Genomic DNA, 24,848 nt, shown 5'->3' on the forward strand with positions numbered 1-24,848 from the left:
ACGGAGACACGGCATGCGCTGGCTGAAATTCACCGCCTCGGACAAGGCTTCATGGGGAATCGTCGAGGGCGACCAGGTGATCGCGGTCACCGGCGATCCCTTTGGCGAATGGCAGCGCACCTCGCGCACGCATCCGCTGTCGCAGGTCAAGATCGAGCTGCCGCTGATCCCGCGCACGTTTTACTGCGTCGGCCTGAACTACCTGAAACACCTGAAAGAGGCCGCCGACAAGCGCGGCGAGGTGCCGGCCGTGCCTGATCGGCCCGAGATCGGCTATCGCGCACAGAACGCGCTGATCGCCCATGACGAGGAGGTGGTGATCCCGTCTTTTGCGACGGACAAGATCCACTATGAAGGCGAGCTCGTCGTCGTCATCGGCAAGAAGGTGAAGCATCTCACCAAACAGAACGCGATGGATTGCGTGTTCGGCTACACCATCGGCAACGACGTCAGCGAGCGGAGCTGGCAGAAGGCCGACCGCAGCCTGTGGCGGTCGAAGAACGCCGACACGTTCAAGCCGATGGGCCCATGGATCGAAACCGAGGCCGATCTTGCGAAAATGGAAACCGTCGTCCGGGTCAATGGCAAGGAGACCAACCGCTTCCACACCAACGACATGATCTTCGGCGTGGTGGCGTTCCTGGTGGAGCTGACGAAATACTTCACGCTATGGCCCGGCGATGTGATCTGGATGGGCACCGACGGTGCGTCGCCGGACATCAAGCACGGCGATGTCGTGGAGATCGACATCACCGGTGTCGGGACGCTGCGGAACAGGTTCGTGCGGGAGGAGCGGTAGGCTGCTTGCGTGGTGGGGCACGGCGCAGGAACACTTTTGCGCACCCCGCAGCTCGATCAAAACGGCAGCGTCAGTTCGTTAGATCCGGACTCGGATCAGCTTGTGGCTCCTGAGCGGCCCTTCACATGATCGATAAAGGCTCGCAACTTCGGCATGATTTGTCGATGGCCGGGATAGTAGAGGAACACCCCCGGCGTCATCGGCGCGAATTGCTCCAGCACGTGGACGAGTTTTCCCGTCGTCAAGGCACCGGCGGCGAGCGGTGCGGGCACTTGCGCAAGACCTACACCCTCGACGGCAGCGCCGAGCATCGTGGGAAAGTCGTTGGCGATGAAAGGTCCCGAAACGGCGATCTCGATCGAACGCCCGTTGTCGTTGAGGGACCATGATGCAAGCGCACCGTTCGATCGCCGCAATCTCAGGCACGCGTGCTCACGCAGATTGTCCGGGCGCTCGGGCCAGCCGCGGCGGTCGAGGTAAGCCGGGCTGCCCACGATGATGAGCGGCAGCGGCTTCGTCAGCCGCACCGCGATCATGTCTGGGGTGATGAACTGGCCCATCCTGATGCCGGCGTCAAAACCTCCGGCAGCGAGGTCGACCAGCTCTTCGCTCGCAGCAAGCTCCACCTCAATCTCGGGAAACGCCCGGCAGAACGACGCGACCACCGGCTCCAGCAGGATCGGCACGACCGAGCGCGGTACGGTGAGACGCAGGAGACCGGCTGGCCGCTGTCCGAGCTCACGCGCCGCCCCGCTTGCTGCGATGAGCTCTTCGAAGGCTGGTCTTGCGCGAGCAAAGAACCTTTCGCCGGCTTCGGTCAGACCGACGCTGCGGGTCGTGCGGATGAAGAGCGCCGCGCCCACGCGCGCCTCGAGCGCTCGTACCGCCTGACTGATGGCCGATGGCGTGACCCCGAGTTCAGCGGCCGCCCGGCGGAAACTGCGGTGCTGGGCGACACTCAGGAAGGCCTCCACGCCGTCGAGTGCACCATGCCTGACTGTGAAGTTCTGCTTCATAACCCGTCAACATTATCGCGAATAGTCGCCGGTGCAAAGCAGACTTACATCCAGCCTGCAAGCAGCACCGCTGCATGCGCTGACACTCGCGACACCACAGCGACCGCCGTGATCGGAGAAATGAGACCAATGAAAGCAATCCGTCACGCCGTCTTGGCACTCACCCTCACATTGATAGGTGCGACTTCCATGGCCGATACATCCCCTGCCCAAGCACAAGCCGCATCGCCCACAACCGGGGTGATGGTCATCCTGTCCGTCAAGCCAGGCGTCACACGCGAACAGGTCATGGCCGTCATGCCCGATGAAATCAGGCAGACCGTACAGCTCTATCTCAATGGAAAGGTTCGTGAATGGTATTCGCGGTCCGACGGGCGCGGAGCCGTCTTCCTGCTGGATGTCAAGGATGTCATCGAAGGGCACGCCATCATGGACGCCCTGCCGCTCGCCAAGCAGGATCTCATCGATCACGAATACATTGCAGTCGGTCCGCTGATGCCGCTCCGCCTGCTCATGACCAAACCCTGAGCGCGCGTCGACGCCGGATCGAAACTACCGGCTTCGACTCACTCGACCGGACGGACAATCACAAGGACATCCGAACGTGCCACCGAGCTTTAATCTTCCGTTCGTTCTCAGCGTCGCCGGGGCTTTCCTGACAAGCTCGGTGGTGGCCGCCATCTATGTTTGGCCGGCGCTCCGCGCCATGACGCGCCATGACGCCCTGAGACTTCTCGCTGCGTTCCATGCGTTCAGGTTTTTGGGGATGAACTTCATGGTTGCCGGATTCGTGTCTTCGGAGTTGAGCCCGGATTTCGCCAGCGAGGTCGGATGGGGAGATCTCATCGCCGCCACGCTCGCTCTCATGTCAATGGCAGCGCTGTCCTGGCGATGGTCGATCGCCATTCCGATGGTCTGGATATTCAACGTCTGGGGCACGCTGGACCTTTTAAATGCGTACTACATGGGCGTAACCAAAATCCAGAATCCGGGCCTGTTCGGCGCCGGGATTTATATCCCGGCCCTCTACGTGCCGCTGCTGCTCGTCAGCCATATTCTCGTCTTCATGCTTCTCTTGAGGGCCGGATCAGCGGAAGAAAGCACCGTGACGCAGCGGGAGGAACGCCGATGAACGCCGATACTGTTTCCGCTGCCGTGATGGCCCCGCGGCCCGCCTGGCTCAGCCTGATGTGGATCGTTGCATTCACGACGTTATGGACCTGGTTGGTCTACGCGCTACCCGCGCTTCCGGAGAGCGGCTTTCCGGCCCTTGGCGTTCGGCTGATGGCCCACGGGCTGATAGCGCTTGGCTTGTGGATCGGTCTCGAAAGCACAGCGTTCACGCCAAGACAACGCCAGGCGACCTGGCTAGCCGTCATGGTCCCTTTCACGCTGTGGGCAGCCGTCACCTGGACGGCAGCCATCAACGGCGCATTCCGCACCGGTGCCTCCTCCCTGCCGCTGCTTCCGGCGGCGATGCTGCTGCCCGTGATCGTCGCTGCTCCGGTGTTGCTGCTGTCGAAGCGGGTGGGACAGTTGCTCGATGCAATGCCGATGACGTGGCTCATCGCGCTGCAGCTTTACCGCGTCTTTGGCAGCCAATGGCTCGTTTAGTGGCTGTGGGGGGTGATGCCGGGCCTATGGGCGCTGCCGGCAGGAACTGGCGATGTGCTGACCGGCCTGTTCGCGGTACCGGCGGCGATTGCCGTGGCGACCGGAACGGCCGAGGGTCGAAAAGCGGCGATGCTTTGGAACATCTTCGGCCTCGCTGATTTGGCCGTCGCGATCACCTTGGGGATGATCATGTCGCCCGGCCCGTTCCAGCTCATCATTCCAGAGGGCCCGGCCATGGCTGTAGACATCTTTCCGAATGTGCTGACCCCTGCCTTCGTGGTGCCAAGCTCGATCGTGTTGCATATGCTGTCGCTGCGCCAACTGCGTCGACGCGGATGAAGTTGCCTCAAAACGGCAACGCGACGCTGGTCTTGATTTCCTTCAGCACCACGTTGCTGCGGACGTAGCGAATGCCGGGGATGCGGAACATGAACTCGTCGAGGAATCTGTTGTAGGCCGCCATGTCCTGCACCACGACACGCAAATGATAATCGGCATCGCCCGTGGTCGCAAAGCACTCCAGCACCTCACGCCGCGTGGTCACCCGCGCGACGAACTCGTCGACGAATTTGGCGTCGTGTCGTTCCAGCGAGACGTGGAGGATCGCGGACATCGCAAAGCCCGCCTGCTCGCGCGCGACCAGGGCCGCATAGCCCTGGATGGCTCCGCTCTCCTCCAGCGCACGCACCCGGCGCCAGCACGCCGAGGTCGACATGCCGACCGCGTCGGCGAGCTGCTGGTTGGTGGCGCGGCCGTCCCTCTGAAGGTAGGCGAGAATCCGCGCGTCCTGGTCTTCGATCATGCAAACCACTAAGATGGATTATCCAACCACCTTATAGACCGTACCGGATAATTCTACCAGAACAGGCCCGTCATCGGGAAAATCAGGTAAGACCTACCAGTCACCCAAGCCTACTCTTCTCCCATTCGGCAAGGATGCCGCGGGAGGTCCGCCATGGACGCCATTCCGTCACTCGACGCCTACGAGCTGTCCGACCGCTACGATCGCGACGAGGGCCGTGTTTTCCTCACCGGCACGCAGGCCATCGTCCGCATCGCGCTGGACCAGATCAGGCGTGACCGTGCCGCGGGGCTGAACACGGCCGGCTTCATCTCAGGCTATCGCGGCTCGCCACTCGGCGGCGTCGATCTCGAGCTCTGGCGCATCCCGGAGCGGCTGAAGCGCGACCGCATCGAATTCCTCCCCGCAGTGAACGAAGATCTTGCCGCGACCGCGGTGCTGGGCTCGCAGCAGGTCGAGACGCAAGCCGACCGCGAGGTCGATGGCGTGTTCGGGCTCTGGTATGGCAAGGGTCCCGGCGTCGACCGCTCCGGCGATGCGCTCAAGCACGGCAACGCCTACGGCTCCTCGCCGCATGGCGGCGTTCTGGTGGTCGCCGGCGACGACCATGGCTGCGTCTCATCCTCGATGCCGCACCAGTCCGACGTCGCCTTCATGAGCTGGTTCATGCCGACGTTGCACCCCGCCAGCGTCGCCGAATATCTCGAGTTCGGCGCATATGGCTATGCGCTGAGCCGCTTCTCCGGCATGTGGGTGGGCTTCAAGGCAATCTCGGAGATCGTGGAATCCGGCGCGTCCGTTGCGCTGCGCCCGCCGCGCGCCTTCCACACGCCGGACTTCGCGCCGCCGCCGGGCGGGCTGCACTATCGTTGGCCCGATCTGCCGGGGCCGCAGATCGAGGAGCGGCTGGAGGCGAAGAAGCACGCGGTCTACGCCTTCGCAAAGGCCAATCCGATCGACCGTCACATCTACGACATCCCGGGCGCCACCTACGGCATCGTCACCACGGGCAAGGCGCATCTCGATTTGATGGAAGGGCTGCGTCTGATGGGCCTGGACGAAGCGGCCTGCCGCAGCATCGGCATCGACATCTACAAGGTCGGCATGGTCTGGCCGCTGGCGCTGCATGACGCGATGGCGTTCGTGAAGGGCAAGCGCGAGATCCTCGTGGTCGAGGAGAAGCGCGGCATCATCGAGAGCCAGTTCAAGGAATATTTTTACGACTATCCCGGCGCAAAGCCCGAGCGCATGGTCGGAAAGCATGACGAGACCGGCGCGCGGCTGATCTCCTGGATCGGCGAATTGTCACCGCGCGCGTTGGCGTCCGTGCTGGCGCGCCGGCTCGATCCGATGTTTCCGGGGCTCAATCTCGCCGCACGCGCAGCCGGCTTGATGCCTGAGGCCGCGCGCACGATCAATGTCAGCGGTGCGACGCGCACGCCGTATTTCTGCTCCGGATGCCCGCACAACATTTCGACAAAAGTGCCGGAAGGATCGAAGGCGCTGGCCGGCATCGGCTGCCATTTCATGGCGAGCTGGATGGACCGCGAGACATCGTCGCTGATCCAGATGGGCGGCGAAGGCGTGAACTGGGCGGCCTCGTCACGCTTCACCGGCAAAAAGCACGTCTTCCAGAATCTCGGCGAAGGCACCTATTATCATTCGGGCTCGATGGCGATCCGGCAGGCGATCGCGGCTCAAGCCAACATCACCTACAAGATCCTGTTCAACGATGCGGTCGCGATGACCGGCGGCCAACCTGTTGACGGCCCGGTCAGCGTGCACGCCATCGCGCACAGCGTCCGCGCCGAGGGCGTTTCGCGCATCGCGTTGGTGTCGGACGATCCCACGCAATTTTCGCCAGGGGACCTGCCTGTCGGCGTGTCCATCCATCCGCGCAACGAGATGGACAGCGTGCAGCGCGAGCTGCGCGAAATCTCCGGCGTCTCGGTGCTGATCTATCAGCAGACCTGCGCCACAGAGAAACGGCGCAGGCGCAAGCGTGGTGAGATGGCCGACCCCAAACGCTTTGCTTATATCAACGATCTCGTCTGCGAAGGCTGCGGCGACTGCTCGGTCGAATCCAACTGTCTCAGCGTCGAGCCCAAGGAGACGCCGTTCGGCCGCAAGCGCCAGATCAATCTCTCGTCCTGCAACAAGGACTTCTCCTGCCTCAACGGGTTCTGCCCGAGCTTCGTCACCGTTGAGGGGGCGACGCGCCGGAAGAAGGGCGCGAGCCAGATCGACGCGGTCGGCCACGCGGCCACGCTTCCCCTGCCCGCGCCCGCAACGCTCGACCGTCCATATGATCTGCTCATCACGGGCGTCGGCGGCACTGGCGTGATCACAGTCGGCGCGCTGATCGGCATGGCGGCGCATCTCGAACGAAGCGGCGTCTCGGTGCTGGATTTTACCGGCTTTGCGCAGAAATTCGGGCCAGTGCTGAGCTATATCCGGCTTGCTTCAACCCCCGAGGCGCTGCATCAGGTGCGTATCGACCAGGGCGCGGCCGATGCGCTGATCGGCTGCGACCTCGTCGTCAGTTCGTCGCCAAAGGCGTCCGGCACCTATCGGAAAGGCACGCGCGCCGCGGTCAACACCGCGGAGATGCCGACCGGCGACGTCGTCCGTTTCCGCGACGCCGATCTCGCTTCACCCGCTCGCCTGCGCGCGATCGGCCAGGTGATCGGCGACGGCAATCTCGACACCATCAACGCCAACGCGCTTGCCGAGCGCCTGCTCGGCGATGCCGTCTATGCCAACATCATCATGCTGGGCTTTGCCTGGCAGCGCGGGCTGCTGCCGGTCTCGCTGTCGGCGCTGTTGCGCGCGATCGAGCTCAACGGCGTCGCGGTCCAGCGCAACAAGCAGGCCTTTGCCTGGGGCCGGATCGCGACCGCCGATCCGGACTTTCTGCCGAAGACGGACGAGGCGTCCAAGGCCGAGACGCTCGACCAGTTGATCAACCGCCGCGCCGATTTCCTCACCGCTTATCAGGACCGCGCCTACGCGACGCATTATCGGACACTCGTTGCAAACGTTCGCAATGCCGAAGCCAATTTGAATAGCGAGGCGTTGACCGAGGCCGTCGCGCGCGCCCTGTTCAAGCTGATGGCCTACAAGGACGAGTACGAGGTGGCGCGGCTGCATATGCAGGGTGGTTTCCTCGACGCGTTGAAAGGCGAGTTCGAAGGCGACTTCAGCATCCAATATCACCTCGCCCCGCCGTTCCTGCCGTCGAGGCGCGACGCCCGCGGACGTCCGCGCAAACGCGCCTTCGGGCAATGGATCCAGACACCGCTTGCCATGCTCGCGCGGATGAAGGGATTGCGCGGGACGCCGTTCGATCCGTTCGGCTACACGGCGGAACGGCGCGCCGAACGGGAGCTGATCACCTGGTACGATCGCGTCATCGAACGGCTGCTCGGCGGGCTCGACGCAGCGCATCTGCCTGACCTCATCGCCATTGCAAAAGCCCCGATGGATATCCGCGGCTACGGGCCGGTTAAAGATGCCGCGATCGGAAAGGTGAAGGCCGAGGTCGAACGGCTGTTCGCCGAGCTCGATGCGCCGTCACCTGCAAAGATGCGTGCCTACGGTTGACGGGGCGCCGATGAGGCTTCAGCCTCTGAACCTGAGGGGCGCCCTGATGGCGCTCCTGCAATCGGGTGACGCATCATGGATTTCGACCGGTTAACCCTGACCCAGGCCGTGGCCGACCTCCGCGCCGGAAAAATCACGAGCACCGCGCTCACGACGGAAGCTCTTGCCCGCGCCAAGGCCAATGCCGATCTCAATGCCTTCGTCACCCTGGACGAGGCTGGTGCCTTGAAGGCCTCGGCCGCATTCGACGCGACCGGCGACAGCAAGCCTCTCGGCGGCGTGCCCATCGTGATCAAGGACAATATCGAGGTCGCGGGGCTTCCCTGTAGCGCAGGAACGCCGGCGCTGAAGCGATACGTTCCGAAGGCTGACGCGCCTGTTGTCGCAAAGCTGCGCGCCGCGGGCGCGATCATCATCGGCAAGACCAACATGCACGAGCTCGCCTTCGGCATCTCCGGCTACAACACTGCGTTCAAGTCCGGCACGGAGTTCGGCGTGCGCAACGCCTATAACCGCGCCCTGATCGCGGGCGGCTCCTCGTCTGGCACGGGTGCCGCGATCGGCGCGCGGATCGTTGCGGGCGGGCTCGGAACCGACACTGGCGGATCGGTCCGCGTGCCCGCCGCACTGAATGGATGTGCCTCGCTGCGCCCGACGGTCGGACGCTATCCGCAAGCTGGCATCGCGCCGATCTCGCACACCCGCGACACCGCGGGCCCGATGGCCGCGACCATGGCGGATGTCGAACTGCTCGACCGCGTCATTGCGGGCGGCGACGCCGTTCAGCCGGCTGATCTGAAGCAGATACGAATCGGCATCGTCAGGTCGATGCTGATCAATCTTGATACCGACACCGATGCCGCCTTCCAGGCGGCGGTCGCGAAAGTGAAGGCAGAGGGCGTCACGGTCGTCGAGATCGAGATGCCGCAGTTGGCCGAACTTAACGGCCAGGTCGGCTTTCCCGTCGCGCTGTACGAGGCCTATGACGACATGGTGGCCTATCTCGCGCACACCGGCACCGGCATCACCATCGACGCACTGGCGCGGGAGATCGCGAGCCCCGACGTCAAGGGTACCTATGACGGCCTCGTGATCCCGCGCAAACTGCCTGGTCCCGACACTACCCTGGTCGATGCCGGCCCGATCTATGAGGCCGCCATCAAGTCCGCGCGTCCCGCCCTGCAGGCGCTCTACGGCAGGACCTTTGCGGACAACCGGCTCGACGCCATCGCCTTCCCCACCACGCCGCGCGTTGCGATCGCTTCCAACCCCGACGCCAGCAGCCCCGAAAATTTTGGCCTGTTCATCCAGAACACCGATCCCGGCAGCAATGCCGGGCTTCCCGGAATCCAGATTCCGATTGCGCTCGGCGCGGTCAGCAAACTGCCGATCGGGCTCGAGCTGGATGGTCCCGCAGGCAGCGATCGCTGCCTGCTTGCGGTCGGCATGGCGCTCGAAAAAGTGTTCGGGCGGCTGCCGGCGCCGCCCCGGTCATGAGTAGGGATTGATCAGCTTCTGCTGCTCGGCGCTGTGATGCACGAGCATGTCGATGAAGGTCCTGACCTTCGCCGACAGATGATGCCGGTGCGGATAGACCGCGTTCATCGACATCTCGACGGGACGATATTCTGGCAGAAGGCGAACGAGGTGACCGGCTTCGAGATCGTCCTGGACGAGAAAACCCGCCATCAGGCAGACGGCAGCGCTTTCCAGCGCCACCTTTCGCAAGGCCTCACCGCTGTTGGTGATGAAGCTGCCCGAAATTCGCACCGATGCCGGCGTGCCCTTGCGATCGAAGAAGCGCCAATCGTCGCCGAACGGATAGTTCAAGTGACGGGCGCAATTGTGCGCGGTGAGCTCATCGAGCTTCTGCACGCGACCGTGCCTTTCGAGATAGTCGTGCGAGCAGCACAGCACGTGGCGCCAGGTGGCGAGGCTGCGGACGATCAGGCTCGAATCCGGCGGTGAGGTCATGCGCAGGGCAACGTCATAACCTTCTTCGATGAGGTCGATGTCGGCTTCGCCCATGCGCAGATCAATCCTGAGCTCTGGATAGGTCGACAGGAGCTTCGCCACCACGGGCGCGACGAACGGCACCATGTGCGTGGCGACGTGGATCCGTAGCGTGCCGCGAGGCACCGACTGCAACTCGCTCGCGATATCGTCGGCCTGTTCGATATCGGCGAGGATCTGGATGCAGCGGTCGTAATAGGCCCTGCCGATCTCGGTGAGGTTGACCTTGCGCGTGGTGCGCTGGAGCAGCCTCACGCCGAGCCGGTCTTCCAGCGCCTGAACGTGATTGCTCACCATGGTGGTCGACATGTTGAGCTTACGGGCCGCTGCAGAGAAGCCGCCGGTCTCGACCACCCGGCTGAAGACTTCAAGGCTGGTCAATCGATCCATGCAGGCTGATTATCCGCTCTTGTTCGATAATCGCAAGGAATTTAGTCGGATTATCCGTCCGATCGTCCCACGGTTCGCGCATGCATTAGCAGCAATCGCGCGACAGACGCGGCAATCGCTCTGGGGCAGTCGCCCCCCTGGCTCGGTATACCCCACACCCAAGCGATGGCCCCAACTATCCACTCAAAATGGATAATCCTTCCGGCATTTTGCCGATTATCGCGCGAGTCAGGAAGACCGATACTCTCAGTCAGCCGATAGGAGATCGCGATGTCCGAGATGCCCCGCACCGAAAACTTCCAGCAAGCGACTGAAATCACTCATGATAACCCCAAGGTTCCGCTTCCGGTCCCGGCGCGGAATATCGTCCGGCGCGCGGCATTGGTGCTCGCCCTTCTCGCGGGCACGGCAGCGATTGTCCATTACGGACACGATTACTGGACCACCGGGCGCTACCTCGAGACAACCGACGATGCCTATGTGAAGGCCGACTCCACGATCATCGCGCCAAAAGTCTCGGGCTATATCGCCAAGGTGCTGGTCAGCGACAACGAAAAGATCAAAGCGGGCCAGGTGCTGGCAAAGATCGACGGCCGCGACTTTAAGGCGGCGCTCGACCAGGCGCGCGCCGATGTGGCTGCGGCGGAAGCGTCGGTGCGTAACCTCGATGCCCAACTCGAACTTCAGCAGCCTATCATCGAGCAGAGCACGGCCGATGTGACTGCCGCGTACGCGAATCTGAAATTCGCGCAGGAGGAGCGCGCCCGCTACGACGATTTGATGAAGTCGGGCTCCGGCACGATCCAGCGCGCCCAGCAGACTGACGCTGCGTTGCGCGCCAGCAACGCGCAACTGCAACACGCGAAGTCGGGCCTCGTGGCCGCACAGCGCAAGATCGACGTACTCACCACCCAGCGCGCGCAGGCCACAGCCCAGCTCGAACACGCGCGCGCGGTCGCGGAGCAGGCGACGCTGAATCTCTCCTACACCGAGATTGCCGCGCCGGTCGACGGCACGGTCGGCGCCCGCTCACTGGGCGTGGGACAGTTCGTGCAGGCCGGCACGCAATTGATGGCGGTGGTGCCGCTCGATGCGGTCTATGTGGTCGCCAATTTCAAGGAGACCCAGCTCACCCATGTCCGCGCCGGCCAGCCGGTCGAACTGCATGTCGACAGTTTCCGCAACCAGATCCTGCGCGGCCATGTCGACAGCCTGTCGCCGGCGAGCGGCCTCGAATTCGCACTGCTGCCGCCCGACAACGCCACCGGAAATTTCACCAAGATCGTGCAGCGCGTGCCGGTGAAGATCGTGCTCGACGACCACCGCCTGACCGGGCTGCTGCGCCCCGGTATGTCGGCGCAGCCGACAGTCGACACCAAGGCGACCGTGCTGGCCGAGCGCGAGACGGCCAAGCGCCTCGCCGACAATGCGACGCGACCCAACGGCGGCTAAAGGCCAACTCCGGCAGCATTATCAAGTCCTGCCGGACGATCCTTCCAACGCTTCCTCGATTATCGAAAACACTCGCCTGATGCATCCTGTCTCGTATCCGAGACGAGGCCTTCCATGAGCACTCTCCAACCCGCCCTGAACGCCGCTTCCGCCGCCGGCATTCCCGCTCGAGCCGCTCCCGCCACGCCGGCGGTTTCCACCAAGACCTGGATCGCCGTGATCGGCGCGACGCTCGGCGCATTCATGGCGGTGCTGAACATCCAGATCGTCAACGCCTCGCTCGCCGACATCCAGGGCGCGATCGGCGCCGGCATCGACGACGGCGGCTGGATCTCGACCTCCTATCTGATCGCGGAGATCGTGGTGATCCCGCTGTCCGGCTGGCTCGCGCAGGTGTTTTCGATCCGCATCTATCTCCTCACCAACGCGGTCCTGTTCCTGATCCTGTCGGCCGCCTGTGCGCTGGCGCAGGACCTGCCGCAGATGATCGTGCTGCGGGCGGTGCAAGGTTTCACCGGCGGCGTGCTGATCCCGATGGCGTTCACGCTGATCATCACGTTGCTGCCGCGCGGAAAACAGCCGGTCGGGCTTGCGCTGTTTGCGCTGTCGGCGACGTTCGCGCCCGCGATCGGCCCAACCATCGGCGGTTATCTCACCGAGAATTTTGGCTGGCAGTACATCTTCTACGTCAATGTCGTCCCCGGCGCGATCATGGTCGGCATGCTCTGGTACGCGCTGGACGCAAAGCCGATGAAGCTGTCGTTGCTGCGCGAGGGCGACTGGGCCGGCATCATCACCATGGCGATCGGACTGTCCGCGCTGCAAACCGTCCTGGAGGAAGGCAACAAGGACGACTGGTTCGGCTCGCCTTTCATCGTCAAGCTCTCCGTCATCGCGGCCGTCGCGCTGACCGCCTTCCTGATCATCGAGCTCACGGTCAAGAAGCCGCTTTTGAACCTGCGTCTGCTGGTCCGCCGCAATTTCGGCTTCGGCATGCTCGCGAACTTCCTGCTGGGAATCGCTCTCTACGGTTCGGTATTCATCCTGCCGCAATATCTGGCCCGCATCCAGGGCTACAATGCCGAGCAGATCGGCATGGTACTGGCATGGACCGGCCTGCCGCAGCTCCTGCTGATCCCGCTGGTGCCACGCCTGATGCAGAGGCTCGATGCGCGGCTCATCATCGGCGTCGGCTTCGTCCTGTTCGCGGCCTCCAACTTCATGAACATTTACATGACCGGCAACTATGCCGCCGATCAATTGCTCTGGCCCAACGTGGTTCGTGCGATCGGGCAGGCGCTGGTGATGGCGCCGCTGTCTGCGGTGGCGACGTCAGGCATCGAACCGGAGAACGCGGGCTCGGCCTCCGGCTTGTTCAACATGATGCGCAATCTCGGTGGCGCCGTCGGCATCGCGCTGTTGCAGACCCTGCTGACCAAGCGCGAGCAGTATCACTCCAACGTGCTGATGCAGTCGGTCTCGCTGTTCGAGCAGGCGACGCGGACGCGGCTGGAACAGCTCACGCAATACTTCGTCAATCACGGCATCCTCGACCGTGCGGACGCGTCGCATCGCGCCTATGTCGCGATCGGCCATATCGTGCAGAAGCAGGCCTATATCCTCGCCTTCAGCGACACCTTCTATCTGCTCGGCGTGGCACTGATCGTCGCGTTGATCGCTACCCTCTTCCTGAAGAAGGCCGGCCATGCCTCGGCCGGCGGCGCCCACTGACATCAACCCAGCAAGCAAGGAGAACGACCATGAAATCCCGCATGAATTTCTACCAGGCCGCACCCGACACAATGAAGGCGCTGATGGCGCTGGAAGAGCAGATCCAGTCGACGGGACTGGAGAAGTCGCTGATCGAGCTCGTCAAGATCCGCGCGTCGCAGATCAACGGCTGTGCCTTCTGCATCAACATGCACACCGAGGACGCCCGCAAGCGCGGCGAGACCGAGCAGCGCATCTATCTGCTCAACGCCTGGCCCGAATCCCCGCTCTATACTGACCGCGAGCGCGCCGCGCTGGCATGGACCGAGTCGGTGACGCTGATCTCCGAGACGCACGCGCCTGACGACGTCTACGAACAGGTCCGCGCACAATTCTCCGAGGTGGAGACGGTCAACCTGACGATGCTGATCGGGGCCATCAATGCCTGGAACAGGTTGGCGATCGCGTTCCGTGCGGTTCATCCGGTGAAGGTGAAGGCGTCGGTGGCGTGAGCTGCGGCGCGCTAATACAAGGGTGGGCAAAGCGAAGCGTGCCCACCGTCTTTCAGCGAACGCGAGAGAACAGGTGGGCACGGCGCAAGCGCGCCTTTGCCCACCTACGGCAGCTTCGTCAGACCGCCGTCGCCTTGGCGAACTCCACATAAATCTCGCGCAGCCTTGTTGCCATCGGGCCGGGCTTGCCGTCGCCGATCTTCTTGCCGTCGATCGCAACCACCGGCTGGACAAACAGCGACGCCGAGGTGGCAAAGGCCTCCTTGGCGGCGAGCGCTTCGGCGACCGTGAAGGAACGCTCCTCGACCCGGAGCTGGCGCTCTTCGGCAAGCGCCACCACCGCCTTGCGGGTGCAACCCGGCAGGATCGCGTTGGAATTCTTGCGGGTCACGATGACGTCGTCCTGCGTCAGGATGAACGCCGAGGACGAGCCGCCCTCGGTGACGTAGCCGTCCTCCAGCATCCAGGCCTCGCCCGCACCGGCTTCGGCCGCGGCCTGTTTCGCAAGCACCTGCGCCAGCAGCGCGACGCTCTTGATGTCGCGCCGCTCCCAGCGGATGTCCGGCACGGTGATGACGTTGATGCCGGTCTTGGCCGACGCCGCGTTGATGATGTCCTTCTCCGAGGTGAACATCACCAGGCTCGACTTGACGTCGCCCTTGGGGAAGGCGAAGTCGCGGCCCTTGTCGGCCCCACGCGTGACCTGGAGATAGACGAGGCCGTTCTCGACCTTGTTGCGCGCGATCAGTTCCTTCTGGATCTCGGTGATGCGCTCGACCGTCTCGGGCAGCTTCAGCTGGATCTCGCCGACCGAGCGCTCCAGCCGCGTCAGATGCGAGGCGTTGTCGATCAGCTTGCCGTCGAGCACCGCCGAGACCTCGTAGATGCCGTCGGCGAACAGGAAACCGCGATCGAGGACCGAGATTTTAGCGTCCGAGAGCGGGACGAATGAGCCGTTGACGTAGGCGATCGAGTCCAAGGCAGGTCTCCTGGCGGGAAGAGGAAATTGGCGCGGTTATACGCGAATCGGGGGCACCGATCACCCCTCGTTTCATCATTCTCCATTGCGCACTTGCGCAATGTGGGCGTTCGCGCAGCGAATGAACCCGGGACGACGGCGCTGGAGTCAGTGCGACAAAATCTTCGACAAGAACTTCTGCGCGCGGTCGCTGCGGGGCTTGCCGAAGAAATCCTCCTTCGGGGCGTCCTCGACGATCTCGCCGCGATCCATGAAGATCACGCGGTTGGCGACCTTGCGGGCAAAGCCCATCTCGTGGGTGACGACCATCATGGTCATGCCCTCATGGGCGAGGTCCACCATGACGTCGAGCACCTCGCTCACCATTTCGGGGTCGAGCGCCGAGGTCGGCTCGTCGAACAGCATGACAATGGGATCCATCGCGAGCGCGCGGGCGATCGCCACGCGCTGCTGCTGGCCGCCGGACAGTTGCGCGGGAAACTTCTGCGCCTGTTCCTTCAGGCCGACGCGCTCCAGCAGCTGCATGCCTTTCGCCACCGCCTTGTCGCGCGACCTGTCGAGCACTTTCTGCTGTGCGAGGCAGAGATTGTCGATGATCTTCAGATGCGGAAACAGCTCGAAGTGCTGGAACACCATGCCGACCCGCGAGCGCAGCTTCGGCAAATTGGTCTTGGGATCGTTGACCTTGGTTCCATCGACGCTGATGTCGCCTTTCTGGAACGGCTCCAGCGCGTTGACGCATTTGATCAGCGTCGACTTGCCTGAGCCCGAGGGACCGCAGACCACCACGACCTCGCCCTTGGTGACGCTGGTGGTGCAGTCGGTCAGCACCTGGAAGGTCGGGCTGTACCATTTGTCGACGTGGCTGATTTCGATCATGACCGATACGCTCTAACGGATGATGGCGATGCGCGCCTGGAGGCGGCGGACGCCGTAGGATGCGACACAGGAGATGGTGAAGTAGACGATTGCGGCGAACAGATACATTTCGACCAAACGACCGTCGCGCTGCGCGACCTTGCTCGCAGCTCCCAGGAAGTCGGTAATCGACAGCACGTAGACCAGCGAGGTGTCCTGGAACAGCACGATGGTTTGCGTGATCAGAACCGGCAGCATGTTGCGGAACGCCTGCGGCAGCACGATGTAGCGCATGGTCTGGGCGTAGGTCAGCCCCAGCGCGTTGGCCGCGGCAGGCTGGCCGCGCGAGATCGACTGGATGCCGGCACGCATGATCTCGGAGAAGTACGCGGCCTCGAACATGATGAAGGTGATGAGCGAGGACGCGAACGCGCCGACGCCGATGGGGCGCGACGCGCCGGTCAGCCATTGCCCGATATAGGGCACCAGGAAGTAGAACCAGAAGATCACCAGCACCAGCGGCAGCGAGCGCATGAAGTCGACATAGACGCCGGCGATGTATCCGAGCGTCTTGTAGCCGGACAACCGCATCAGCGCGATCGCCGTGCCGAAGACCAGGCCGCCGAGTGCCGCGAGCGCCGTCAGCATCAGCGTGAACGTCATGCCCTCGTAGAACAGATAGGGCAGTGCGCGGCGGATGACGTCGAAATCAAGATTGCTGAACATGGCGCTATTTCCCCGTGATGTAGCCGGGGATCGCGACCCAGCGCTCGAGGAAGCGCATCGCGGTCACGACGACGACGTTGACGAGGAGATAAAGCAGGGTTGCGGCGGTGAAGGCCTCGAACACCTGGAACGAGAATTCCTGCATCGAGCGCGCCTGTCCGGTGAGCTCGAGCAGGCCGATGGTGATGGCCACGGCCGTGTTCTTGATGGTGTTGAGGAATTCGGAGGTCAGCGGCGGCAGGATAATGCGGAACGCCATCGGCAGCAGCACGTAGCGGTAGCCCTGCACAGTGGTCAGGCCCAGCGCAGTCGCGGCCATCCTCTGCCCGCGCGGTAATGAGCCGACGCCGGCCTGCAATTGCACTGCGACGCGCGCCGACATGAAGAAGCCGATGCCGATCGCCGCCGTCCAGAACGGTGCGTTCGGCATTTGCTTCAGCCAAGTGCCGGCCGATTTCGGCAGCAATTCCGGCAGCACGAAGAACCACAGAAACAGCTGCACTAGCAGCGGCATGTTACGGAAGAATTCGACCCAGCAAAAGCCGATCCAGGACGCGGTCTTTGACGGCAACGTGCGCAGCACGCCGACGATCGTGCCGAAAATCAGCGCGATGATCCAGGCGACCACGCCCGTCTTCAGGGTCAGCACCAGTCCCGACAGCAGCATGTCGAGGTAGGTGCCGGTCCCCATCGGGTTGGGCTCGAAGAAAATTCCCCAGTTCCAGTGGTAGTTCACGTGTCCCCCGCGCGAACGCGCCAATCACAGATGTCCCGGGCGCCTATGCAAATGTCCGGCCACCCTGGTGTCAAGAGTGACCGGACATCATTTTGATCCCGAAGTCCTGATTCCAGGACGGATCGGAGCTTACTTATAGTCGTCCGGATTCGGCGAGTCGCTCGGCTTGGCGAACTCGTGCTTCAGCTCGGGCGAGATCGGGGTGTTGAGGTTGAGACCCTTCGGCGGGATCTTGGCCGTGAACCATTTGTCGTAGATTTTCTGGCCCTCGCCGGAGGTGTAGACCGCAGCGGTCGCCGCATCGACCACCTTCTTGAACGGCGCGTCGTCCTTGCGCAGCATGATGGCGTAGGGCTCAGGCTTGGAGAACGCATCCTTGGAGATAACGTAGTCGTCCGGCGACTTCGAGCCGGCAACGAGGCTCGCGAGCAGGATGTCGTCCATCACGAAGGCGACCGCGCGGTCGGTCTCGACCATCAGGAAGGATTCGGCGTGATCCTTGGCCGGAATGATGTTGGCGCCGAGGCTTTTCGCAACATTAGCTTCGGTGAGCTGCTTGATGTTGGTGGTGCCGGCGGTCGAGACCACCGTCTTGCCCTTGAGGTCGTCGATCGACTTCAGGCCGCTGGATTTTTTGAAGACGTAGCGGCTGGCGGTCAGGAAGTGGGTATTGGTGAAGGCGACCTGCTTCTGGCGTTCGACATTGTTGGTGGTCGAGCCGCATTCGAGGTCGATGGTGCCGTTGGCCATCAGCGGAATACGCGTCGCCGAGGTCACCGGGTTGAGCTTGACCTCGAGCTTGTCGAGCTTGAGCTCCTTCTTCACGGCGTCGACGATCTTGTAGCAGATGTCCATCGCGAATCCGATGGGCTTCTGGTTGTCGTCGAGATAGGAGAACGGAATCGAGGAGTCGCGGAAGCCCAGCGTGATGGCGCCGGTGTCCTTGATGTTCTTCAGCGTACCGGTCAGCTCCTCGGCCCCAGCCTGGCTGACGGCGAAGGTCGCGGCGAGCGCGAGGCCGATGCTACGGAAGTGTTTCACTTTTGGTCCCCTTTCAGGATGATGCCGGCGGGATGCAAGCACAAAACAAGCCGGAATAGAATGTGACTTTCGACTGGATGGCGGCTCAGGTTAACGCTCGGGTTAGCGGACGTGTGAGCGGTCCTGGCAATTCCCCGAGATCCCAGAACAGGCCGGCCATCACCGTCAAGGCCTCTTCGGTCAATGGCAGCAGGATGTGCTCATTGGGCGCATGCTGGGAGCAGCCGGGATAGGAGTGCGGCACCCAGATCGTCGGCAGGCCCAGGATTTCGGAAAACACGTCGTTGGGCAGCGAGCCGCCGAAGTTCGGCAGCACCGCCGGCACCTTGCCGGTGGTCTCCTGCACCGAATCCGCCGCCCACTTGATCCAGGGGCTGTCGAAATCCGTGCGCGAGGCGGCAAAGCTCTGCGCCGCCCGCACCTCGACCATCGGAAAACCCTTCTGGACCAGATGTGCGCGGACGGCGTCGATCAGGCCGTCGATTTTGGTGCCGACCACGAAACGCAGCTGCAGCACGGCATTGGCGTGGCCGGGAATGGCGTTGGCCGGCTTCTCGATATTGCCGGATGACATCGCCAGCACTTCAAGCGTGTTCCAGGCATAGAGCCGCTCGGCCGCCGACAGCCCTTCTTCGCCCCAGCTCTCAGCGAGCGCCGGCTCGTCCTCGGTCGGCACCACCTGCACGTCGGCAAGATAGCTGCGGATCTGGTTGGTGAGCCGGGGCGGCTTCAGCGCATCGAGCTGAAGGCGGCCGTGGCCGTCGACCAGCGTCGAGATCGCATTGACCAGCACGGTCGCAGGGTTGGCGAGCACGCCGCCCCAATTGCCGGAATGATGCCCGCCGTCACGAAGGTTCACATCGAGATGAATGCGTATGCCGCCGCGGCAGCCGAGGAACAGTGTGGGGCGGTCGGCGGACAGGCGTGGCCCGTCCGAGGCCATGAACAGATCGGCCTTGAGCGCATCGCGATTGAGATCGCAGACCTTGCCGAGATCGGGCGAGCCGATCTCCTCGCCCATCTCGACGATGAACTTGGCGTTGAATCCGAGCTTGCCGCCGCGGGCGTCGCGCACCGCGCGGAGTGCCGCCATGTTGATGCTGTGCTGGCCTTTGTTGTCGGCGGTGCCGCGGCCATAGAGCCGCGTGCCCGCAACCGTCGTGCGCCAGGGATCGCGGCCGTCGCGCCACTCGCCCTCCATGCCGTCGACGACGTCGCCATGACCGTAGATCAGCACGGTCGGCGCCGTCTCGCTCTCGTGGTGCTCGGCGAACAGAAACGGCGCCTTGCCGCTGGGAGATTCGACCATGCGGCTTTCGAAGTCGAGCGCGGCGAAAGCGGGCACCATCTCCTGTTCCAGATAGGCGCGCAGCTCGACGCTCCGGTTCGGATTCTGGCTCTCGGTCCGGTAGGCGACGCGACGGTCGAGTTCGGTGAGGAACGCGCCGGATTTGAAATCGTCACGGGCGCGGGCGATGGCATCGGCTCTGGTCATTATTTTCTTTTTTTAGGTTGCGAGACGAAGGAGCATACCCGAGACGGGTGGGCCTCCGAAAGTGGCGGGGACTTCGATAGTCTTGGGATTTCGTTCTTGCTCTCTTGAGATTGGCTTGCCAAGCGCAGCAGCACCGCCGATTTTGGCCTTGCCAAGGTCGAGTTATATGCAAGAACTTCGCCAAGTTCGAGCGCAGCTCTATCATTCGAAGAGCGCCCGGTATAGGGCGCCGGGGGACCATCATGGCCAAGCAGATCAGGCTCAACGCTTTTGCGATGAATTGCGTCGCGCACCAGTCACCGGGCCTGTGGACCCATCCGCGCGACCGCACGGCCGAATATAACCGCCTGCCCTACTGGATCGATCTCGCCAAAACGCTGGAGCGCGGCCGCTTCGATGGCCTGTTCCTGGCTGACGTGCTCGGGGTCTACGACGTCTATGGCAACAGCCCTGACGCAGCCTTGCGCAATGCAGCGCAGACGCCGTCGAACGAACCGCTGCTGCTGCTGTCGGCGATGGCGGCGGTGACGCAGAATCTCGGCTTCGGCGTCACCAGCAATCTTTCCTTCGAGCCGCCCTATCCGTTCGCGCGGCGGATGTCGACGCTGGATCATCTCACCGAGGGACGGATCGGCTGGAACGTCGTCACCGGTTATCTCGACAGCGCCGCGCGTGGAGCCGGCAAGGACAAGCAGACCGGGCATGACGACCGCTACGAGATCGCAGACGAATATATGGAGGTCGTCTACAAGCTCTGGGAAGGGAGCTGGGAGGACGACGCCGTGCTGCGCGACCGCAAGCGCGGCATCTTCACCGATCCCACAAAAATCCATCGCGTCAACCACGAGGGCGCGAACTACCGCATCAACAATACCATTCACCTCAGCGAGCCGTCGCCGCAGCGGACGCCCGTGCTGTATCAGGCCGGCACCTCGCCGCGCGGACGGCAGTTCGCGGCGAAGCATGCCGAATGCGTGTTCATGTCGGGGCCGTCGGCCAAGGTGATCGCGCCGCGCGTGTCGGCGATTCGTCAGGAGGCCGCCGCGTTCGGCCGCAATCCGGCGGAGATCCTGATGTTCTCGATGATGACGATCATCCTCGGCAACACGGAAGCCGAAGCGGCGGCCAAATATGCCGACTACCGGTCGCATATCAGTCCGGAAGGCGCGTTGGCCCTCATGTCGGGATGGACCGGCATCGACTTCTCCGGCTACGAGCTCGATCAGCAGGTGCGCCATGTCCAGAACGATGCCGGCCGCAGCGCACTCGATAACGTCACCCGCGCCGATCCCGACCGCGTCTGGACCGTGCGCGACGTCATCGAGCATGTCGGCGTCGGTGGAGCCGGTCCTGTCGTGGTCGGCACGCCGGAGATGGTCGCAGACAAGATCGAGGATTGGTTCGAGGCGACCGATGTCGACGGCCTCAACGTCGCCTTCGCGATCTCACCCGGCGATTTCGAGGACATCGCCGACATGCTGGTGCCGGAACTGACGCGGCGTGGGCGGTACAAGGCGGAATACGCGCAGGGCACGCTGCGGGAGAAGCTGTTCGGTGGCGGGCGTGCGCGGCTAGCTGCGCCGCATCCGGCGGCGGGGTATCGGGTGGGGAACGGGTAGCGCCGCCGCCTCCTCGTCATTGCGAGCGAAGCGAAGCAATCCAGAATCCCTCCGCGGAAAACAATCTGGATTGCTTCGTCGCTTCGCTCCTCGCAATGACGGCGGTTGATGTGCCTACACCGTCCCGTCCACCATCACCTCGATCAGCTTCGTCCCCGGACGGTTGAACGCCGACGACAGCGTCGCCTTCAGCTCGCGGGGATCGTTGACCTTGATCGCCTCGCAGCCGAGCGCCTTAGCCACTCCCGCAAAATCCACCGGCGGATCGACAAAATCCATGCCGACGTAATTGTCGTCGCCATGGAAGGCGAGCAGACGCTGCTTGATGATGCGGTAGCCGCCGTTGTTGGCGATGACGACATTGAGCGGCAGCTTGTGATGCGCCGCGGTCCACAGCGACTGGATCGAATACATCGCGCTGCCGTCGCCGGAGAAGCAGACCACGGGGCGATCGGGATTGGCGATGCTGGCGCCGACCGAGGCCGGCAGGCCCCAGCCGATGCCGCCGGAAGCAAGGCCGTGATAGCCGAAGCGGTCGCGGTGCGCGCGGAGTGCCGTGATCTGGCGGCTCGAGGTGAGGCCTTCGTCGACCAGGATGGCGTTGGCTGGCATGGTCTCGATCATTTGCAGCACCAGCCAGTCCGGATCGATGGGGCTGCGGTCCGTGGCCTTGCCGATCTGCTCGACCAGCGCGGTACGCCGCGCGGTCCAGTTCTTCGGCGCGAGCTCGGCGAGACGCTGCTTCGCGCGTTGTGCCAGGGCAGCGCCGCCCATCTCCTTCAGCACCGGAATCAGCGCGCGCAACGTCTCCTTCAGATCCGCCTTCAGCGCGATCTCGGCGCCGTAGTTCTTGGCAATCTCCCAGTCGACGAGGCCGACCTGCACGATGCCGAGACCATCCGGTAGCGCATCGACCTCGCTATAGACCGACATCCGCAGGGGATCGCCGCCGAGCGCGATCAGAAGATCGTAGGGTGCCAGCGTATCGCGCGCGACCTTCTGCACGCGCGCCAGCGTGCCGACGAAGCTCGGGCTCTCGGAGAGAAAGTGCGAACCGTAGGGCGTCGAGGACTGATAGGCGGCCGCCCCCAGCAGCTCGGCGAGCTCGGCGGCCTCCTTCAGCGCGTCACTCTTGACCACCTCATCCATGGTAACGATTACGGGGCGCTCGGCCTTGAGCAGGCGCGCGGCAAAAGCCTTCAGCGCCTCGTCCGACGGCTTTGTGCGCGCGTCGATGCGGGTGGAGCGGCCGAGATCGATGCCGGCCTCGCTGTTGAGGATGTCGCCGGGTAGCGAGATGAACACCGGCCCGGTCGGCGGCGTCGTCGCAACCTTGGCGGCGCGGCGAACGATGCGCGGCAGATCCTCCAGCCGCGTCACCTCGACGGCCCATTTCACCAGCGGCTCGGCCATGCGCACCAGCGGCCCATATAGCACCGGCTCCATCAAGCCGTGTCCCTGCTCCTGCTGGCCGGCGGTGAGGATCATCGGCGTGCCCGTGAACTGGGCGTTGTAGAGCGAGCCCATCGCGTTGCCGAGGCCGGGTGCGACATGGACGTTGCAGGCGACAAGCTTGCCGGAGGCGCGGCTATATCCATCCGCGATCGCCACCACCAGGCTCTCCTGCATCGCCATCACATAGGTGAGGTCGGGATGGTCCTTCAGCGCATGCATGATCGGCAGCTCGGTGGTGCCGGGATTGCCGAACAGATGCGTGATGCCCTCGTCCTTGAGCAGCGCGAGAAAGGCGGAGCGGCCGGTGATCTTGTTCTTCATGTTTCCTCCAGGCCCGCGGGCGTTGCCGCGAGGACTGAAAGCATGATGGCCGAAATCGCGGGACGCGCGCAAGGAAGTGCGATCATGGCTGCGTTGCGTGGGACGGTCTCATGTCCCGGACGCGGCGCAACGTGCAACGTTGCGACGCAGAGCCGGGATCCATATTTGCGCCGAGTTCGCTGAGGCATGGGCCCCGGCTCAGCAGCGCGGCACTTCGCGCCGCACTGCGTCCGGGGCACGAGAGTGGATTGCGCTACATCTCCTCGCGCCCCAGATCGAACGGATCTTCGCCGCTGGCTCGCTTTTTCTTTTTCGAGCGCTGCCAGACCACGCCCGGAAAACCCGTCAGCGGCACCAGCGGCTCGCCGGTATAGGCCCATTCCTGAAGCTCTTCGATTGCGATGTGATAGAGCGGCTGGCGGCCGGTGCGCTCCTTGAACAGCGCGCGGGGAATGTTGACCATGTGCGGGCCGCGTGGGCGCTCGTACGTGATCGGCGTGCCGCAATGCGTGCAGAAGCTGCGCGCGGTCTTGGTCGCCCTGTCCTCGTAGCGGCTGAGCGCGGTTTTCCCCGAAATGATGCGAAACCGCTTCTTCCAGCTGCCGACATAGGTCGCATAGGCAGCGCCGTGGGCGCGACGACTGGCGGCGGAATGATCGTGCCAGGCCCAGCGTGCGGGGACGTCGATCTCGAAGGTGACCTTGCCGCAGAGGCATTGGCCGGTGGCAATACCTGCGGCGACTGCGGCTTTGGCCATGGTGCTTCCCTCATCGTCTTTGCGAGCGCAGCGAAGCAATCCAGACTGTCTCTGCGGAAAGATTCTTGATTGCTTCGCGGCGCTCCGCAATGACGAGATTGGGGCAACTGCATCGCTCTTTCAATGGGCCTTCCAGATAGCTGACACGCCTTCGCATTCTCGCGGCGCGCTTCGCCCGAGCTTTAAGGTTTCGTTCGCGCGCTCTGAGGCCAAAGGGCGCAGGGAAGGCCGGGCGCCGGCGGCACCCGTTGGTCCGTGCGCGACAAGAGTGCACACGGGGTGGACCGATGGGGTGGCCGATCGCCCGGCCTTCCCTGCGCGGATGGTTTTAACGGTGTCCTTCGTGCTCTCCCCGGGGAGCGATGCACTATTGCCCCCGTCGCCCTGCGGATGACTGATGCGCACGCCCGGTCGGGCCGCCACATCACTGCTGGGACTTGACGCACAGACCCCGGGCGTCAGGACCACACGACTTCTCCGTCCGCGGACGGTCCCGCCTGATCGTCAAGGGCTTGCGTGTGCTCACCCCCGACAATCGACCAGCCCGCTCTCCAGCGCCGTGTCGTACCGCGTCGCGTGAGGACTCACGGTTGCCCGCCCTGTCATCACGCCGCCCGCGCCGACGCTGCCGCGTCCACCGCCACCCGGCCCGCATGTCGTGACGATCGCGAACGCCCCTTTGGCAGGGCCAGGATGAGCGTCGTACGCCATAAATCCGAAATTCGGAAAAGTGAAATCTTTTTGCGCGGAGGGCTTGACCGGGTGTTTTGCCCGACGCCTCGCGGGTGCAGGCCGCGCGCGGCGAGAGGGCTTGGGCAGCCCGCAGCTACACCGTCATTGCGAGCGCAGCGGTAACTGCCCAGGTCCGTTTGCTCGGTTAGGCGACGCTGAGTTTGTGGATGAGTTGTGTGGGGCATCGGGACAATGTTTCGAGCATGTTCCATCCGCGC

Annotated in this window: 22 protein-coding genes; 11 read left to right on the top strand and 11 right to left on the bottom strand. The window is 63.7% G+C overall.

Annotation, left to right across the window (positions count from 1 at the left end; genetic code table 11):
• Positions 1 to 13 precede the first annotated feature (13 nt).
• Positions 14 to 799, top strand: coding sequence for a fumarylacetoacetate hydrolase family protein (locus IVB27_RS28195; protein WP_247446233.1), 786 nt, complete (start codon positions 14 to 16; stop codon positions 797 to 799).
• A gap of 95 nt (positions 800 to 894) precedes the next feature.
• Here the strand turns inward: IVB27_RS28195 and IVB27_RS28200 are convergent, their stop codons facing one another.
• Complete coding sequence (locus IVB27_RS28200) at positions 895 to 1,815, bottom strand: LysR family transcriptional regulator (RefSeq protein ID WP_247446234.1); 921 nt, start codon at positions 1,813 to 1,815, stop codon at positions 895 to 897.
• A 189-nt stretch (positions 1,816 to 2,004) separates the two neighbouring features.
• Between IVB27_RS28200 and IVB27_RS28205 the strand changes: the two genes are divergently transcribed.
• The 4 genes from IVB27_RS28205 (at position 2,005) to IVB27_RS28220 (ending at position 3,768) form a co-directional block, all read left to right on the top strand.
• The gene (locus IVB27_RS28205; RefSeq protein ID WP_247446236.1) at positions 2,005 to 2,343 is read left to right on the top strand and encodes a hypothetical protein; all 339 of its coding nucleotides are present in this window, start codon (positions 2,005 to 2,007) and stop codon (positions 2,341 to 2,343) included.
• Between the two features lie 76 nt (positions 2,344 to 2,419).
• Positions 2,420 to 2,947 (top strand): DUF8737 domain-containing protein, encoded by a 528-nt coding sequence (locus tag IVB27_RS28210; protein WP_247446237.1) that lies wholly within the window; start codon positions 2,420 to 2,422, stop codon positions 2,945 to 2,947.
• The gene (locus IVB27_RS28215; protein ID WP_247446238.1) at positions 2,944 to 3,429 is read left to right on the top strand and encodes a hypothetical protein; all 486 of its coding nucleotides are present in this window, start codon (positions 2,944 to 2,946) and stop codon (positions 3,427 to 3,429) included. Before IVB27_RS28210 ends, IVB27_RS28215 begins: the two co-directional genes overlap by 4 nt.
• Positions 3,430 to 3,444: 15 nt before the next feature.
• Positions 3,445 to 3,768, top strand: coding sequence for a DUF8737 domain-containing protein (locus tag IVB27_RS28220; RefSeq protein WP_524536524.1), 324 nt, complete (start codon positions 3,445 to 3,447; stop codon positions 3,766 to 3,768).
• Positions 3,769 to 3,775: 7 nt separating this feature from the next.
• Here IVB27_RS28220 and IVB27_RS28225 read toward each other — a convergent pair whose 3' ends face one another.
• Entirely contained in the window at positions 3,776 to 4,231 is a 456-nt protein-coding gene (locus IVB27_RS28225; protein WP_247339761.1) for an Lrp/AsnC family transcriptional regulator, read from the bottom strand.
• 153 nt (positions 4,232 to 4,384) lie between these two features.
• Between IVB27_RS28225 and IVB27_RS28230 the strand changes: the two genes are divergently transcribed.
• Positions 4,385 to 7,834: an indolepyruvate ferredoxin oxidoreductase family protein gene (locus IVB27_RS28230; protein WP_247446240.1), complete on the top strand. Its 3,450-nt coding sequence runs from the start codon at positions 4,385 to 4,387 to the stop codon at positions 7,832 to 7,834.
• Between the two features lie 75 nt (positions 7,835 to 7,909).
• The gene (gene iaaH, locus IVB27_RS28235; RefSeq protein WP_247446241.1) at positions 7,910 to 9,331 is read left to right on the top strand and encodes an indoleacetamide hydrolase; all 1,422 of its coding nucleotides are present in this window, start codon (positions 7,910 to 7,912) and stop codon (positions 9,329 to 9,331) included.
• Here the strand turns inward: iaaH and IVB27_RS28240 are convergent.
• Positions 9,326 to 10,237, bottom strand: coding sequence for a LysR family transcriptional regulator (locus tag IVB27_RS28240; protein ID WP_247339755.1), 912 nt, complete (start codon positions 10,235 to 10,237; stop codon positions 9,326 to 9,328). The two genes, iaaH and IVB27_RS28240, sit on opposite strands and share 6 nt — an antisense overlap.
• Positions 10,238 to 10,507: 270 nt before the next feature.
• On the opposite strand from IVB27_RS28240, the gene IVB27_RS28245 reads away from it, so the two are divergent.
• From IVB27_RS28245 to IVB27_RS28255, 3 genes are all read left to right on the top strand, one after another.
• The gene (locus IVB27_RS28245; RefSeq protein ID WP_247446242.1) at positions 10,508 to 11,689 is read left to right on the top strand and encodes an HlyD family secretion protein; all 1,182 of its coding nucleotides are present in this window, start codon (positions 10,508 to 10,510) and stop codon (positions 11,687 to 11,689) included.
• 114 nt (positions 11,690 to 11,803) lie between these two features.
• Positions 11,804 to 13,420 (top strand): MDR family MFS transporter, encoded by a 1,617-nt coding sequence (locus IVB27_RS28250; protein ID WP_247446243.1) that lies wholly within the window; start codon positions 11,804 to 11,806, stop codon positions 13,418 to 13,420.
• 29 nt (positions 13,421 to 13,449) lie between these two features.
• Positions 13,450 to 13,911, top strand: a complete 462-nt coding sequence (locus IVB27_RS28255; protein ID WP_247446244.1) for a carboxymuconolactone decarboxylase family protein — start codon at positions 13,450 to 13,452, stop codon at positions 13,909 to 13,911.
• Positions 13,912 to 14,029: 118 nt separating this feature from the next.
• Here the strand turns inward: IVB27_RS28255 and IVB27_RS28260 are convergent, their stop codons facing one another.
• The 6 genes from IVB27_RS28260 to IVB27_RS28285 all read right to left on the bottom strand — a co-directional run bounded on the left by IVB27_RS28260 (position 14,030) and on the right by IVB27_RS28285 (position 19,746).
• A complete protein-coding gene (locus IVB27_RS28260; protein ID WP_247446245.1) occupies positions 14,030 to 14,890 on the bottom strand; it encodes a D-amino-acid transaminase in 861 nt (286 codons plus the stop codon).
• A gap of 147 nt (positions 14,891 to 15,037) precedes the next feature.
• Positions 15,038 to 15,769 (bottom strand): amino acid ABC transporter ATP-binding protein, encoded by a 732-nt coding sequence (locus IVB27_RS28265; RefSeq protein ID WP_247339745.1) that lies wholly within the window; start codon positions 15,767 to 15,769, stop codon positions 15,038 to 15,040.
• A gap of 12 nt (positions 15,770 to 15,781) precedes the next feature.
• The gene (locus tag IVB27_RS28270) at positions 15,782 to 16,474 is read right to left on the bottom strand and encodes an amino acid ABC transporter permease (RefSeq protein WP_247446246.1); all 693 of its coding nucleotides are present in this window, start codon (positions 16,472 to 16,474) and stop codon (positions 15,782 to 15,784) included.
• A 4-nt stretch (positions 16,475 to 16,478) separates the two neighbouring features.
• Positions 16,479 to 17,210 carry an amino acid ABC transporter permease gene (locus IVB27_RS28275; protein WP_247446251.1) on the bottom strand — a complete coding sequence of 244 codons (732 nt, stop codon included), beginning with the start codon at positions 17,208 to 17,210 and terminating at the stop codon, positions 16,479 to 16,481.
• Positions 17,211 to 17,339: 129 nt separating this feature from the next.
• Entirely contained in the window at positions 17,340 to 18,251 is a 912-nt protein-coding gene (locus IVB27_RS28280) for an amino acid ABC transporter substrate-binding protein (protein WP_247339742.1), read from the bottom strand.
• An 85-nt stretch (positions 18,252 to 18,336) separates the two neighbouring features.
• On the bottom strand, positions 18,337 to 19,746 hold the full coding sequence (locus tag IVB27_RS28285) for a M20 family metallopeptidase (RefSeq protein ID WP_247446247.1): 1,410 nt from the start codon (positions 19,744 to 19,746) through the stop codon (positions 18,337 to 18,339).
• A 242-nt stretch (positions 19,747 to 19,988) separates the two neighbouring features.
• Between IVB27_RS28285 and IVB27_RS28290 the strand changes: the two genes are divergently transcribed.
• Entirely contained in the window at positions 19,989 to 21,365 is a 1,377-nt protein-coding gene (locus IVB27_RS28290; RefSeq protein ID WP_247446248.1) for an LLM class flavin-dependent oxidoreductase, read from the top strand.
• A 114-nt stretch (positions 21,366 to 21,479) separates the two neighbouring features.
• Here the strand turns inward: IVB27_RS28290 and IVB27_RS28295 are convergent, their stop codons facing one another.
• Positions 21,480 to 23,141 carry a thiamine pyrophosphate-binding protein gene (locus IVB27_RS28295; RefSeq protein ID WP_247446249.1) on the bottom strand — a complete coding sequence of 554 codons (1,662 nt, stop codon included), beginning with the start codon at positions 23,139 to 23,141 and terminating at the stop codon, positions 21,480 to 21,482.
• A 253-nt stretch (positions 23,142 to 23,394) separates the two neighbouring features.
• A complete protein-coding gene (locus IVB27_RS28300; RefSeq protein WP_247446250.1) occupies positions 23,395 to 23,898 on the bottom strand; it encodes a GFA family protein in 504 nt (167 codons plus the stop codon).
• Positions 23,899 to 24,848 lie beyond the last annotated feature (950 nt).

The sequence above is a fragment of the Bradyrhizobium sp. 197 genome, assembly GCF_023073375.1.
Lineage (GTDB): Bacteria > Pseudomonadota > Alphaproteobacteria > Rhizobiales > Xanthobacteraceae > Bradyrhizobium.

What these genes read in the sequence shown, in the direction of transcription:
- IVB27_RS28195 (WP_247446233.1), top strand. Translation starts at nt 14, where the DNA reads ATGCGCTGGCTGAAATTCACCGCCTCGGACAAGGCTTCATGGGGAATC.
- IVB27_RS28205 (WP_247446236.1), top strand. Translation starts at nt 2,005, where the DNA reads ATGGCCGATACATCCCCTGCCCAAGCACAAGCCGCATCGCCCACAACC.
- IVB27_RS28250 (WP_247446243.1), top strand. Translation starts at nt 11,804, where the DNA reads ATGAGCACTCTCCAACCCGCCCTGAACGCCGCTTCCGCCGCCGGCATT.
- IVB27_RS28230 (WP_247446240.1), top strand. Translation starts at nt 4,385, where the DNA reads ATGGACGCCATTCCGTCACTCGACGCCTACGAGCTGTCCGACCGCTAC.
- IVB27_RS28295 (WP_247446249.1), bottom strand. Translation starts at nt 23,141, where the DNA reads ATGAAGAACAAGATCACCGGCCGCTCCGCCTTTCTCGCGCTGCTCAAG.
- iaaH (WP_247446241.1), top strand. Translation starts at nt 7,910, where the DNA reads ATGGATTTCGACCGGTTAACCCTGACCCAGGCCGTGGCCGACCTCCGC.
- IVB27_RS28290 (WP_247446248.1), top strand. Translation starts at nt 19,989, where the DNA reads ATGGCCAAGCAGATCAGGCTCAACGCTTTTGCGATGAATTGCGTCGCG.
- IVB27_RS28255 (WP_247446244.1), top strand. Translation starts at nt 13,450, where the DNA reads ATGAAATCCCGCATGAATTTCTACCAGGCCGCACCCGACACAATGAAG.
- IVB27_RS28220 (WP_524536524.1), top strand. Translation starts at nt 3,445, where the DNA reads ATGCCGGGCCTATGGGCGCTGCCGGCAGGAACTGGCGATGTGCTGACC.
- IVB27_RS28200 (WP_247446234.1), bottom strand. Translation starts at nt 1,815, where the DNA reads ATGAAGCAGAACTTCACAGTCAGGCATGGTGCACTCGACGGCGTGGAG.
- IVB27_RS28245 (WP_247446242.1), top strand. Translation starts at nt 10,508, where the DNA reads ATGTCCGAGATGCCCCGCACCGAAAACTTCCAGCAAGCGACTGAAATC.
- IVB27_RS28215 (WP_247446238.1), top strand. Translation starts at nt 2,944, where the DNA reads ATGAACGCCGATACTGTTTCCGCTGCCGTGATGGCCCCGCGGCCCGCC.
- IVB27_RS28285 (WP_247446247.1), bottom strand. Translation starts at nt 19,746, where the DNA reads ATGACCAGAGCCGATGCCATCGCCCGCGCCCGTGACGATTTCAAATCC.
- IVB27_RS28265 (WP_247339745.1), bottom strand. Translation starts at nt 15,769, where the DNA reads ATGATCGAAATCAGCCACGTCGACAAATGGTACAGCCCGACCTTCCAG.
- IVB27_RS28225 (WP_247339761.1), bottom strand. Translation starts at nt 4,231, where the DNA reads ATGATCGAAGACCAGGACGCGCGGATTCTCGCCTACCTTCAGAGGGAC.
- IVB27_RS28270 (WP_247446246.1), bottom strand. Translation starts at nt 16,474, where the DNA reads ATGTTCAGCAATCTTGATTTCGACGTCATCCGCCGCGCACTGCCCTAT.
- IVB27_RS28240 (WP_247339755.1), bottom strand. Translation starts at nt 10,237, where the DNA reads ATGGATCGATTGACCAGCCTTGAAGTCTTCAGCCGGGTGGTCGAGACC.
- IVB27_RS28300 (WP_247446250.1), bottom strand. Translation starts at nt 23,898, where the DNA reads ATGGCCAAAGCCGCAGTCGCCGCAGGTATTGCCACCGGCCAATGCCTC.